11 protein-coding genes and 1 pseudogene are annotated in these 13,420 nt (G+C 55.5%); 6 read left to right on the forward strand and 6 right to left on the reverse strand.

What is annotated here, in order from left to right; translation table 11 throughout:
* The first annotated feature begins 346 nt into the window (after positions 1–346).
* The 3 genes from AAFN47_RS26070 (at position 347) to AAFN47_RS26080 (ending at position 3,322) form a co-directional block, all read left to right on the forward strand.
* Positions 347–2,029: a tyrosine-type recombinase/integrase gene (locus AAFN47_RS26070; RefSeq protein ID WP_499812156.1), complete on the forward strand. Its 1,683-nt coding sequence runs from the start codon at positions 347–349 to the stop codon at positions 2,027–2,029.
* A gap of 146 nt (positions 2,030–2,175) precedes the next feature.
* Complete coding sequence (locus AAFN47_RS26075; protein ID WP_499812157.1) at positions 2,176–2,484, forward strand: transposase; 309 nt, start codon at positions 2,176–2,178, stop codon at positions 2,482–2,484.
* 16 nt (positions 2,485–2,500) lie between these two features.
* A complete protein-coding gene (locus tag AAFN47_RS26080) occupies positions 2,501–3,322 on the forward strand; it encodes an IS3 family transposase (RefSeq protein WP_499812192.1) in 822 nt (273 codons plus the stop codon).
* A gap of 429 nt (positions 3,323–3,751) precedes the next feature.
* Here the strand turns inward: AAFN47_RS26080 and AAFN47_RS26085 are convergent, their stop codons facing one another.
* Positions 3,752–4,774 carry an IS110 family RNA-guided transposase gene (locus tag AAFN47_RS26085; RefSeq protein ID WP_499812158.1) on the reverse strand — a complete coding sequence of 341 codons (1,023 nt, stop codon included), beginning with the start codon at positions 4,772–4,774 and terminating at the stop codon, positions 3,752–3,754.
* Between the two features lie 38 nt (positions 4,775–4,812).
* On the opposite strand from AAFN47_RS26085, the gene AAFN47_RS26090 reads away from it, so the two are divergent.
* A complete protein-coding gene (locus AAFN47_RS26090; protein WP_499812193.1) occupies positions 4,813–5,838 on the forward strand; it encodes an IS481 family transposase in 1,026 nt (341 codons plus the stop codon).
* Positions 5,839–5,892: 54 nt separating this feature from the next.
* Positions 5,893–6,276: pseudogene (locus AAFN47_RS26095) on the forward strand (IS21 family transposase); the annotation flags it as partial.
* A 76-nt stretch (positions 6,277–6,352) separates the two neighbouring features.
* Here AAFN47_RS26095 and tnpC read toward each other — a convergent pair.
* From tnpC to AAFN47_RS26120, 5 genes are all read right to left on the reverse strand, one after another.
* Entirely contained in the window at positions 6,353–7,891 is a 1,539-nt protein-coding gene (gene tnpC / locus AAFN47_RS26100; protein WP_499812159.1) for an IS66 family transposase, read from the reverse strand.
* Between the two features lie 68 nt (positions 7,892–7,959).
* On the reverse strand, positions 7,960–8,313 hold the full coding sequence (gene tnpB, locus AAFN47_RS26105; protein WP_499812160.1) for an IS66 family insertion sequence element accessory protein TnpB: 354 nt from the start codon (positions 8,311–8,313) through the stop codon (positions 7,960–7,962).
* The gene (locus tag AAFN47_RS26110) at positions 8,223–8,696 is read right to left on the reverse strand and encodes a transposase (RefSeq protein WP_499812161.1); all 474 of its coding nucleotides are present in this window, start codon (positions 8,694–8,696) and stop codon (positions 8,223–8,225) included. Before AAFN47_RS26110 ends, tnpB begins: the two co-directional genes overlap by 91 nt.
* 461 nt (positions 8,697–9,157) lie before the next feature.
* On the reverse strand, positions 9,158–10,033 hold the full coding sequence (locus tag AAFN47_RS26115; protein ID WP_499812162.1) for a CobW family GTP-binding protein: 876 nt from the start codon (positions 10,031–10,033) through the stop codon (positions 9,158–9,160).
* A complete protein-coding gene (locus AAFN47_RS26120) occupies positions 10,030–11,655 on the reverse strand; it encodes an amidohydrolase (protein WP_499812163.1) in 1,626 nt (541 codons plus the stop codon). Before AAFN47_RS26120 ends, AAFN47_RS26115 begins: the two co-directional genes overlap by 4 nt.
* A gap of 150 nt (positions 11,656–11,805) precedes the next feature.
* Here AAFN47_RS26120 and AAFN47_RS26125 point away from each other — a divergent pair, with 150 nt between their 5' ends.
* Positions 11,806–13,362: an ABC transporter substrate-binding protein gene (locus tag AAFN47_RS26125; protein WP_499812164.1), complete on the forward strand. Its 1,557-nt coding sequence runs from the start codon at positions 11,806–11,808 to the stop codon at positions 13,360–13,362.
* The last annotated feature ends 58 nt before the right edge of the window (positions 13,363–13,420 follow it).

Consider the following 13,420-nt stretch of genomic DNA (forward strand, 5'->3'; position numbering starts at 1 on the left):
CGAGCACAGCAAGACTCCTTGTTGATAGCTCTGATCAGATCCCTCGTTTCGATCAGGCTCAAGCAGCACCTTCATTTCCAATCGGAAGTGAAGCTCCTGCCGCAGAAGGGGAGGAAAAACCACCCTCGCGGACTGTTCAGGCGCCGAATGTCCGCCCACGACCTACTCCCCAAAACTATTTAAGCGTTCGTGACCTTTGCACGCGTTTTCATGTAGCGAAAGCAACGATCTGGCGCTGGGCTGCAAATAGTTCGGGATTTCCTCGACCCGTCAAGCTGTCACCCGGGACGACCCGATGGCGAGAAACTGACATCCAGGCTTACGAAGAGGGCTTGGAGCATTAGCCGTGACCAAGGACCAGGAATGTGACGCTGGATCTTTGATTTTACCGACCACATCCAGTCACACCAAATCCGGCCCGGCTTTTCGTCGTCTACATTCTTCGCATAAGGCAAAGAAGCATTGGGTTTACGATCAGAAAGCCATCCGAGAACTCTATGGTGTAAGTCGAAACACACCTCTCAACTGGATCAAGGCTGGTCTGAAGCCGATTGACGATCAGAAGCGCATACTCGTTTCGGGCGGCGAATTGAACCGTTTCCATCATGAGCGCTGGCTGAATTCGAGACGCCCGCTGGAGGTCGGAGAACTCCCTTGTTACTCGTGCGGTTGTCCAAGGCGGTGCCCAATAGAAACAGTACGTTTTGTTGAGATAAAACGTGGCGCAGGCCAGCTTTCTGGAACATGTCCCAAATGCCTCAAACCCTGCTATCGTTTCGCCAGTGCCCGTCAGGTCGAAGAGTTTTACAGGAGCTATGAGTCAACTACCGAGAGGGATTCCCACACTAGTGTGGCTGGTCACACGCCTCGGCACTTGTGCATTCCGGACCTCACAGACGATATCGGCAAGAATCCTGGCAATGCACGGATTCGATATCTACTTCAGCGCCACCTCGTTCAAGGACTGGGATGGGATACGACAACCGTCGATGCGATCCTTTACGGATGGACCCGTTTCGAGGTCTTCTCAGGTCATCGCGACTTCGCGAAACTTGATGGCGAACAGGTCATCCAGTTTCGGGATCATTTGAGAGATGCCATCAGCGAACAAACCGGCAAGCCGCTTAGTCGCTCATCAGTCTTGCACATACTCGGCGATTGCAGAATCTGCTTTGAATGGCTGTCCGGCCGCAAGGGTTTTCGAGGCATCGATCGCGATGCAATCTCCTATTTCGGCATGCCACGCAAGGACCGGAAGCTTATTCGAAATCCAAAAGAGCGACGCGTGGCTAACATCGCTGACCTGAAGCAGGTGCTAGCGCAAATGGAGGGATCAAGCCTCGTAGATCGGCGAAACAGGGCAATAGTATCCGTATTCCTGCTGACCGGTCTTCGTATCAACTCCGTAGCATCCGTGTTGCTGAAACTCGTCGACCTTGAGTGCAGATGCATTAATGCGGATGCTACGCAGATGCGGATGAAAGGCGACCGTTCCGAAAAAGTGTTTTTTGTTCCCATCGACGCTCTTGCCGAAAAGTACTTTATCGAATGGGTTGAAGAATTGAGATCTTTGAGTTTCCCGGAGGAGTCCGCCCTGTTCCCCAAGACGCCCACCCTGCAGGCAATCAGGAACGGAGCAGTGCCTGCTTCTGTTGATTTCAGCGTGTGGAAAGGTCCGAAGCAGGTTCGGAAAGTGTTCAAAGATGCATTCGATCAAGCCGGGGTCGATTATGCCATTCCGCACAATGTGCGAAAGTCCATCGTGGCGCACTATTTTTCATTCGGCTTGACGCCTGAGGAGATCCTGGCGTTGTCGGCGAATTTGGCGCACATCTCTCTGGATACGACAATCAAGAGTTATGCAAAGCCGACTGATGAACGGCGACGGCACCTCATTGCAAACCTGAAGCGATTCGAGAATGAAGGGTACACAGAGAGCATTCAGCAAATGACCATTGCAGATTTGGTCCGTAAGCACCCTGATCTGGCTGCTCACATAATCTCTGAATTATTGAAAGGCGCGAAATAGCTGACAGCAAGTTATTTAAACAACATAATAGGTTTTCCGCTGTCAATTCCGGTGAAAAAACCGGCCATTGGTGGAGTGCGCCCCTGAGGGTGGACAGTTTAGCACTGAGATATTGACCGGGCCGGGGTTCTGTTAAGGAGAGCCCCATGACGAAGAGACACCGACGCCCCAGCACGGCCAGGAAGCGCGAGATTGTCGAGGCCTATTTCAATGGCGCGTCAATGCGCGCGCTCAGCCAGAAATACGGTGTTTGCCGCACCCTGATCCCGATCTGGATCGACAAATACGAGCGCGGTGAGTTTGACGATGACGCCGTCGAGGAAGAACTGTTGCCCGAATATGAGACGCGGATCGCGGCACTCGAGCGGCTTGTTGGACGTCAGGCGCTTGAGATCGAGTTTCTAAAGGGGCTCGTCGGCGCGAACGATCGCAGAAAAGCGCGCCTGGATCCGTGATCACCGGCCCGCCGCAATCTCCGTCAGACGGGGGCGCGAGCTGATGGATCTGCCTCGTTCCAGCTTCTACGCAGTTCCCGCGTCGGCAGAGGAAGATCCGGTGATCGGCGTGATCCGGTCGATCAGCGAAACCTGCCGGAACTACAGTTATCGTCGTGTCACCGCCGAACTTCGCCGCCGCGGGTTTGTCGTGAACTCGAAGAAAGTCCGGCGGATCATGCGGGAGAACGATCTGAACCCAAAGCGGAAACGCCGCTACGTCTCGACGACCGACAGCGATCACAACAGCCCAATCTACCCCAACGTCGCAAGGAATCTCGAGGTTCACAGTCCCAACCAGCTCTGGGTCGGCGACATCACATATATCGCGATAAGCACCGGCTTTGTCTATCTGGCGGTCGTTCTGGATGCCTGGTCGCGCAAGGTCGTTGGTTACGGTCTCGGCCGCAACATCGATACCCGTCTCACCGCAGCGGCGCTGAATGCGGCGATCCGGGCCCGCCATCCGCTGCCAGGCTGCGTCTTTCACACCGGCAGAGGAGCCCAGTACGCCGCATCTCGACATCGACGCATCCTGAAAATCCACGGCTTTGTCGGATCCATGAGCCGAAGAGGAAATCCATATGACAATGCCCAGACCGAGAGCTTTATGAAGACGCTCAAGGTCGAGGCAGTCTACACCACCGAATATGATACCTTCGAGGACGTTGTCGCGGACTTGCCGGCCTTCATCGATAACATCTACAATGCCACCCGGTTGCATTCAGCGCTCGGATATCTGAGCCCCGATCAGTTCGAGGAGATCAACACTCCGGCACGGTCAAAACAGGCTGCCTGACGTGTCCACCCTCAGGGGCGCACTCCAGGTAGCGGCGGGAAAGTCCTGCTGCGGGCGGCGTAAAAGTCGTCCACCTATTGTCCTTCTGCAATGAGCGCAGGAGGATTAGATGTTTGATCCCAGGGATTGATGGTTCATTCTTGTCATCCGAATCAAAGGAGGCACTATGGGCCATGTATGGACGGCCTCCGCATGGCAAGGATTTTCTGGCGCTTCTGACGATTTGGTCGGGTGCAGGCATGTATACGGCCTCGAAGCTGCGGCCGCATAGCGGCGCGGGCCCTGATGTAGTCCGCTGATCGGGTTCCTTTCAGGTTCGCGCGCTCTTGGCGCATGGCCCATAACGGAGTCTCCCGATCACGGCTCGACCGTTCGTCATCACACCATCAGCACCTCACCAATTGGTAGCTGCCTTGCCCAGCTCCAATGCTACGCGTTGGCAGTTTCGAATCTCTTCCCGGTCGTCATTAGTGCCCAGACGATCCGCGCCATCTTGTTGGCTAATGCGACTGCGACGACGTTGTAGGGCTTGCTTGCGAGCAATTCTGCCGCCCACCGCGCCGATTGCGTTTTGGCTTTGCGACTGTATCGAAGAACAGCGTGGGCTCCGACAATCAGTAATTTGCGAATGTAAGGATCGCCTTGCTTGCTGATCCGGCCGAACCGCTCCTTGCCGCCGGAGGAGTTCTGCCTCGGCACAAGGCCAAGCCAAGCTGCGAGTTGCCGGCCGGACTTGAACAACGAGACGTCCGTAACGGTGGCGGCAATTGCGCTCGCGGTGATCGGGCCGATACCGGGGACCGATTCGAGACGGCGGCTCACGTCACTCGCGCGATGCCAGCGTTGGATCTGCCGATCCATATCGCCAACCTTCGCATGGACCCCGCGTAATTGTTCGACAAGAGGAAGGAGAGCAGCCCGTGCAAGTTCCGGGAGAAGGTCTTGATCTTCGTCCTCGACCATCGCAATCAGTATGCCGGCACCGGCAATGCCTTGACGTGTCACGACCCCGAACTCGGCCAGATGGCCGCGCAGAGCGTTCACAAGCATTGTCCGCTGCCTGATCAGAAGCTCGCGGACGCGATGGAGCATGAGAAGGCTCTGCTGTTCCTCACTCTTAACAGGAACGAAGCGCATTGTGGGCCGCGTGACCGCCTCACAGATCGCCTCAGCATCCGCAGCATCGTTCTTCTGCCTCTTTACGTATGGCTTCACGTAGGATGCCGGCATCAGTCGAGCGTTGTGCCCAAGCTTTTTCAGCACCCGCGCCCAATAGTGGCCTGTTGCACAAGCTTCGATGCCGATCAGACACGGCGGCAGTTGCTCGAAGAAGGCGGTGACATCGTTCCTGCGCAGCTTTCTCCTCAAGACAACGGTGCCGTTCGCATCGACACCATGGACCTGGAAAAGGTGCTTGGCGATATCCAAACCGATTGTTGTAATGTTCTCCATAGAAGACTCTCCTTGATATGAACCTCGACAACCACACTATGGCACGTCGGTGCAGGGGCGGAGGTCGTCCATCACATCAGGTTCTTCATGGCAGCGCCACGACGACAAAGGCAATTCGTCGAGCGATACAACATAGTCAAGAGAGCCTGAGGGTGCTGGCAAAGCGCTACGGCATCAATCCCAAGACGGTTTCCAAGTGGAAGAAACGGACTTCGGTTGCAGACCTGCCAACCGGACCGCGAGAGCCGAGATCGACGATCCTGTCAGTGGAGGAAGAAGCCGTGATCGTTGCTTTCCGGCGCTACACGCTGCTTCCCCTTGACGATTGCCTCTACGCCCTGCAGCCGACGATCCCTCAATTGACCCGCTCATCGCTGCATCGCTGCCTGCAGCGCCATGGTGTCAGCCAGTTGCCGAATGTTGAAGGCAACAAGCCGGACAAGAAGAAGTTCAAAAGCTATCCGATCGGCTACTTCCACATCGACATTGCCGAGGTGCGTACCGAGCAGGGTAAGCTGCACATGTTCGTCGCCATCGATCGGACGTCGAAGTTCGTCTTCGTCGAACTGCACGAAAGAGCCACCACAGCTGTATCCCGTGAGTTCCTGCTGCGGCTGATCGAGGCCGTACCTTACAGGATCCACACAGTTCTCACTGATAACGGCATTCAGCTCACTACGCCTGGCGCCGGAGGGTCTGCCGTGCCGCTGATCAGGGAAGCCATCGCAAATGGAGAATTGTTCCGGGCTCATGCCTTCGAACTTGCCTGTGCCAAAAACGATATCGAGCATCGGACGACCAAAGCAAAGCACCCATGGACCAATGGCCAGGTCGAGAGGATGAACCGCACCATCAAGGACGCGACCGTCAAGCGCTTCTACTATGAAAGCCATGACCAGCTAGGCGGACACCTCGCTGACTTTATCTCAGCCTACAATTTCGCCCGCAGGCTCAAGACCCTCAAGGGTCTCACGCCGTACGAATTCATCTGCAAGACATGGACTTCACAGCCGCAACGCTTCAAACTCACCCCGATCCATCAGATGCCGGGACTGAACATCTAGAGGATCTACACCGTTGAATTATATCTGAAGGTCCGTCTGGCCTGCTCGGAAGGGATGATACGCTGCCAGGCCGCGAAGCATTTCAACATATCGCGCGCGAGCGTGCGCAAGATGCTGTCCTATTCGACCCCGCCCGGCTATCGACGCCAGGCACCGATCCGGCGACCCAAGCTGGATGCGTTTGTTTCAACAATCGATCACTGGCTTGATGAGGACATGAAGGCTCCGCGCAAGCAGCCGCACACGGCCAAGCGTGTGTTCGACCGTCTTCGGGACGAGTGCGGGTTCACCGGCGGCTTTACGATCATCAAGGATTACATGCGCGAGCGCGATCAATGCCGGCAGGAAGTGTTCGTGCTGCTGTCGCATCCGCCCGGCCATGCCCAGGCCGACTTTGGTGAGGCGATGGTGGTGATCGGCGGTGTCGAGCATAAGTCGCGCTGGTCAATGGCGGCACCCGAAAGAGCGGAGATCCTATTTCTTATGTATCGATTGAAGGTAAGCGGTGTTTTGATCACACCCTGGCGTCGTAATTCCACGGCAGGAGTTCATCGATGCGGCTTTGTTTGTGGCCATTTACGATGGCGGTCAAGGTCGCAGCCAGCCAGGCTTGGGGGTCGATAGCATTGAGCTTGCATGTCTCGATGAGTGAGGCGATTGCCGCCCAGTTTTCGGCTCCGGCCTGATGACCCGCGAAGAGAGCGTTCTTCCTGTTGAGGGCAATCGGCCTGATGGTCCGTTCGACGGTGTTGTTGTCGATCTCGATCCGCCCATCGGTCAGGAACAGGCACAAGCCCACCCAGTATTTGGCGATATACTTCAGGGCTTCGCCCAGGGGCGATTTGGCGGCGACACGGGCACGGTGATACGTGAGCCAAGTTTCCATGTCCGCGATGAGCGGCGCCGTTCGCTCCCGCCGGGCAGCCAGCCGCGCCTCGGGATCGAGCCCGCGCAATTCGGCCTCGATCCGGTAGAGTTCGCCAATGCGCTTCACACCTTCTTGTGCGATCGGCGCAGAGCCGGTGCGGGTGACCTCGACGAGCTTGCGGCGGGCATGGGCCCAGCAATAGGCTAGCCGGATTTGCGAACCGACGCGATCGGGTGCGATCAGCCGATTGTATCCGGCGTAGCCGTCCACCTGCAGAATGCCCGAGAAGCCCTGCAATATCTGTTCGGCATGCTGCCCGCCGCGGCCGGAGGCATAGGTGAAGGCCACACCGGGCGGCGCCCCGCCGTTCCACGGCCGGTCGTCGCGAGCCAATGCCCAGAAGTAGCCGGTTCTCGTTTTGCCGGAACCGGGATCGAGCACCGGGGCACGGGTTTCATCCATGAACAGCTTGGCGGACCGCTTCAGGTCTGCGATCAACGCATCAAAGACCGGACGCAACTCGAAGGCTGCCCGGCCAACCCAGTCTGAAAGCGAGGAGCGGTCAAGATCAATGCCCTGATGGCTCATGATTTGAGCCTGCCTGTATAAAGGCAGGTGATCGGCATACTTGGATACCAGCACGTGGGCGATCGTGGCCTCGGTCGGCAGACCCGACTGGATCAGCCGAGCCGGCGCCGATGCCTGAACGACGCCATCGGTGCAGGAGCGGCAGGCGTATTTCGGGCGGCGGGTGACGATGACGCGGAACCGGGCTGGGATCACGTCCAGCCGCTCGGAGACATCCTCGCCGATAGGATGCAGACATCCGCCGCAGGAACAGATCAGGCTTTCCGGCTCAATGACCTCTTTGATACGGGGAAGATGCTTTGGCAAGGATCCGCGATTGACTGATCGTCGTTTAGGGGTTCGTCGGCTGTCGGAGCTATCTGCCTCCTCCTCGGCATGAACCGCCGCAATGGCCGTTTCCAGATCCTCCAGCGCCAGGTCGAACTGATCCGGGTCCCGTCTTTCGGATTTGCGCCCGAAGGCCGCCTGCCTGAATGCGGCAACCAGCTTTTCCAGACGTTCGATCCGCTCATCCTTGCGCAGATTGCGCGCTTCCGAGGCAATCAGCATCGCTTTTAGGGCGGCAGGATCATCGGGCAGATCGGTGACGGTCAGCATGGCCCGGCTCTATCAAATCCGGCGCTGGCTTGCGCGCAAAAAGCAACGCCCCAGTCATCGTGCCGCAGCTATTCGACGGCCGCTGGCGCACGCGCCTCGACGGCGCGAACGCGACGACAGTCCAGCCCTGCGAACAGAGCCTCGAACTGGGCATGGTTGAGCGTCATGAGCCCATCCCTGATGCCCGGCCAGGTGAACGCATGCTCCTCCAGCCGCTTGTAGACCATCACCACCCCGCTGCCGTCCCAGTGGATGAGCTTCAGCCGGTCCGACCGGCGCGAGCGGAAGACGAACACCGTTCCCGTGAACAGATCCTTGCGCAATTCGTTCTTCACCAGGGCCGCCAGACCGTCGTGGCCCTTGCGGAAGTCCACCGGCTTCGTTGCAACCACGACCCGCACCCGGTTCGACGGAAAGACCATGAGGGCAGCGCGCCGAGAGCGTGCGCGACGACTGCAATCCGCTTCGCGGACACGCCTGTCTCCAAACGGATTGTAATCTGGCCGATAAGGATCTCGGGGCGCTCTGCTTCAACCGCAGTTTCACATTCATCCGGAGCCGCGACGATCATCGCCGCAAACTCCACGTCATCTTCCGGAGCCGGCAGAACCAGCTCGCCACGCCGCGCCAACGTTCGCCATTCGGACAGGTGGTCCGGCTTCAGACCGTACCGTCCCGCTACCTCATTGACCGTCACACCCGGGCGCAAACTCTTCGCAACGATCCGCGCCTTCACGTCGTTCGGCCACCGGCGTTGGCCACCTGTATCACGCCTGTCCGAGAGAACCTCAATCGTAGTCTCCATGGAGAAACTCCCTAGCAATCCAACAGGATCAGCCGATCACAGATAAAGAGGGGCAAAACTACGTGGGGGTAGAACAGCGGTTACGATTGAAGGGCGTGTGCCTCGACATTAATCACCGCGACAGATCTGAGAGATAGTGAAAAAAGTTCTTCAAGGTTTGAGCGTCGATTCTACATCGACCATTTCCCGGCTTGGCCTCCCTCAACCCCACCGGAGCATCTACGCCGTGTGCTTCTCCTGCAGGCGTTTCATTCGATCCAGTCGGAAAGGCAATTGATGGAAAAACTGAATATCATCATGCTGCTAAGCGAATATGGAACCGGGATAGTATCCGATGCTGGCGGGTGGGAATCCACCGCATCAGTTCAAAGTGCTTTCGAACTTACTTTGGTTAGCGGTCAGAGCGTTCTGATTGATTCACTTCCTTGGCGTAATGTGATCATGTATTATTGCACGCCGCATTATCTTCTCCACCAGCGTTCTATTTCGTCTTCCGTGATGCGATCGGACAAACCGATTGCCACCAGTGTTGTCGCAAGCGGTTGTCCAACCGGCTTGATACTTGTTGTCGGGCCGACGCATTGAACCTGCCAAGCTGTCTCGTCGTCATTTGATACAAATCCCTTCAGACGAAGTATGTCATCAGGTCGTTGCTTAAGCTTGGCCAAGAGGGCCGCGCGGCATAGTTTGATCTTCCCCGAATACTGCCAGGATATGTACGAGTTATGTCCCGTAAGATATCGTGCGGGAATATTCGATGGTCGAAGGCCAAGCAGTGCTGGAGAAATCTGATCAACCTTTGCGAGATTCACAATGGGTGCGCAGGCTTGAGCGTCCAGAAGGGGTTCGCTCGCCGGATCTGAAGACGTTGCTTTGCTGATACAAACCAGATCAGCCGCCGCGATTTGCTGGCGTACCTGCTTGCCAATGCGTAGGTCTTGGAGTTGCTTTGGCAACAATTGTGCGTCCACGACGGTAGTTATGCCCCCGTAGGCTAGTTGCGGTTCTGCTTTCGCCACCTGTGCTATGCGTGATGGATCCGCAATACCAGAAGCTTCGATGAGGAGGTGATCCGGACGATCGGCTCGGTCCAGTATGTCACCCACGGCCAGAAACAAATCCGCGCCCATGGTGCAGCAAACACAACCATTTGCCAATACCAGCGTATCCTCCGTCGCGGACTCCAGCAAACATTCATCTATACAAATTGCGCCGAAATCATTCACCAGAACAAATAAGCGCTGTCCATGTTTTTCGGCAAGAACCCTATTTATCAGCGTCGTCTTACCTGCGCCAAGATAACCAGATATTACACTGAGTGGCAGACGGTCATTCATAGAAGGTTCACTGCTCCGCCAAAGACTGTTCCCAAGACCTCAACGTCTTTCAAGTTCATAGGATCGACCTCGTACGGATCGGCACCAAGTATTGCAAAATCCGCACGTTTTCCAGTTTCCACGCTACCGATTTCGCCATCCAGTTTCAGTGTGTAAGCGGCGCCCATTGTAATTGCAAACAGCGCTTCTTGCACAGAGATGCATTGCGCCGCTCCCAAGGTGCGTTCGGACATCGTCTTGCGATTGACAGCACACCAGGCCGTAAACAATGGAGCCATGGGCGTCACCGGCGCATCGGAATGAATGGCAATGTTAACCCCGACGTCTAGTGCTGTTCGACAAGCGTCCATACGAAGCGCACGATCTTCTCCAATTGTAATCGCTGCGTGTTGATCTCCGAAATACCAAATGTGGTTTGCGAATATGTTGCAGCATACGCCCAGCTCAGCGGCGCGGCGATAGAGATCTCGCCCCATAAGCTGACAATGCTGCAATACATGGCGATGGGACGGCCAGGGGTGTTTGCACAATGCTGCCTCGAGAGCATCAAGTGTCACTTCAGCAGCCTCGTCTCCATTAACGTGAATATGCATTTGGATGCCGCACTGATGCATTTCTTCAACCAGGGCAAAAATTCTTTCGGGCGGAGTATTCCAGATGCCATTTGGCTTCCCCCCTACATAGCCCGGAGATTTAACCCGGGCAGTCCATCCTTGAATTGCGCCGTCGGTCATAATCTTCACCGCGCCGAGGCGCAGATTATCTCGAGATCGCTTGCGGATCTCCATCGCCCTCTTTGCGACATCCATCGGCGCTTCCTGCGCGGCCAACGCAGGAACTATCCGCAACATGAAATCGGTCTGCCCGGTCACCTGCAACATGGTGTCGATGTCACAATCCTGCAGACGGGAAAACAGGTCCGTTGCCGTTGTTACTCCAACGCGGCGCGCGACTTCAGCATAAGCTCGTATCGAATCTGGTTGTCGATTGAGACCACGAAAGTCGATGTTGAGACGATGCATTACCGGGAACATTGATGCGTGTTCGCGCAACTCTCCGGTCGGCTCTCCAGCGGAATCCTTGGTTACGCCTTCTGCGTCCGTTGTTGAATCCAATCCGGCCATTTCAAGTGCAACTGAATTAACGCACATGATATGAAAGTTCGAGAACATGATTGCAACGGGACGTGCTCGACTGATCCTGTCCAGATGATGCCGATTAAGCCGCTCACCGGGCAGAAAAATTGGATCAAATCCCCAGCCAATCAGTGGCATTTCGGGTTGGAGCTCATCGAGCCGTTCCCTCATTCGTATAATGAAGGCATCAATGTCACGGAGGCCCGGCCAGAGGACGCCGGAAGGATCATAACGATCATGATAGCCTGCGTATGCGTATCGCCAAATTGCACCGGCTGTCATGTGGGCGTGCCCTTCAACAAAGCCAGGCATTAAGACTGCATGCTTCAATGATCGATCGAGTCTAGCGGTTCCCCACTGTTGCGCACAGTCTTCGCCGCCAACTGCCAGTATCTCACCCTCTCGGACCGCGACATGCGTTGCTAGGGGACGGTTCACGTCCATCGTTATAATATTACGTGCTTCGAAAAGCGTAATTTCACTCATAGCCAACTCCCCGCGGTACCTTCCGGATCGATAAATCCCATGACTAGCAGACCACTCTTCGCGTTGTAAAGACATTGTGAAATTTCACTATTGCTGAAGACATTTGTAGTGTGATAGGCTCGTAGTCAGGAAACGTAAGAGAGGAAAGAGATGTCCATATTGATGCGAATGCTTGGCGCGGCCAGTGTGGCAGCTATTACATTAGTGAGTCAGCTATCTCATGCTGATGATGGATCGCTAGTTATAGTTTCAACGCAGGTACCCAGACACCTCAATGCTGCGTTCCAGTCTGGCAGTGCAACCGCCGTACCATCGGCGCAAATTTTTGCTTCACCGCTACGTTATGACGAAAATTGGGAACCTCAGCCTTACCTTGCCAAAAGCTGGGAGTTCTCCGAAGATGGCTTGAGTCTGACTTTGAACCTCGTAGATAACGCGACATTCCATGACGGCGAGCCCATAACATCGGAGGATGTCGCATTTTCAATTATGGCAATCAAGGAGAACCACCCTTTCAAATCCATGTTTGCCCCGGTTGATCGAGTGGAAACACCTGATGAGCATACAGCTATCATCAAGCTGAATAGCACGCATCCTGCGCTTCTGCTGTCTCTTTCGCCGATACTCGCACCCATTATGCCTAAGCATGTCTATGGTGACGGACAGGATTTGAAATCACACCCAGCGAATTCATCTCCGGTCGGCTCCGGACCGTTTATGCTTGAATCCTTTGTTCCGGGTGACGCCATCGTCCTAAAGAAGAATCCAGACTACTTCATTGAAGGTCGTCCTAGACTTGACGAAATCATAATTCGATCGATCCAGGATCCAGCTGCGCTGCTGATAGCAATGGAAAATGGCGACGCAGATATGTACCCCTTTATGGCTGGCAGTCAGGAAATCCGGCGGCTGGAGAAGGTCGACTCGCTTAACGTCACCTCCGAGGGATACGATGCCGTGGGCCCTATCAACTGGCTGGCATTTAATCTGGCGTCCGACAAACTCAGCGACGTTCGCGTTCGTCGCGCGATTGCCTATGCCATTGATCGTGATTTTATCACGCAGGCACTTCACCGTGGCGTGTCCACCCCGCAAACGGGTCCGATTGCGAGGACATCGCCATACTTCGAGGAGAAAGTAGAAAAATACGACGTCGACCTTGAAAGGGCGAAAGCTTTGATGGAGGAAGCAGGATACGCAGACGGCATGGATCTCACGATTGACTACATTCCTGGTCCGCGTGAGCAGCATCAAAATGTGGCGGAGTATCTCAAATCTCAACTGAAGAAGATCGGCATCAATCTCACAGTTCGGGCCGCTCCCGACTTCGCTACATTCGCAGGACGGGTTGGGTCACATGATTTCGAGTTGACCATGGATATTCTATTCAACTGGGGTGACCCAGTGATCGGCGTACATCGCTCGTACCTGACAAACAACATCCGGAAGGGAGTCATCTGGTCGAACACGCAGTCGTACAGCAATCCGAAGGTTGACGAGCTACTGAATGCTGCCGCAGTCGAACTTGATGTCGATAAAAGGAAAGCGCTCTATTCTGAATTTCAGAAAATCGTGACTGATGACCTTCCAGTATATTGGATCAATGCCCTTCCGTATCGGACCGCTTATAAGCAAACATTGATGAACGTTCCCAACGGTATCTGGGGAACGATGCATCCCATGGACACTGTCGAGTGGTCCAAGTGACTTAATAACGTAGCCCGGGGGCGGCGTGCCGCCCTCGTACGCTTTGTAACCGGAATCT

The organism is Hoeflea sp. CAU 1731, assembly GCF_039888615.1.
Lineage (GTDB): Bacteria > Pseudomonadota > Alphaproteobacteria > Rhizobiales > Rhizobiaceae > Flavimaribacter.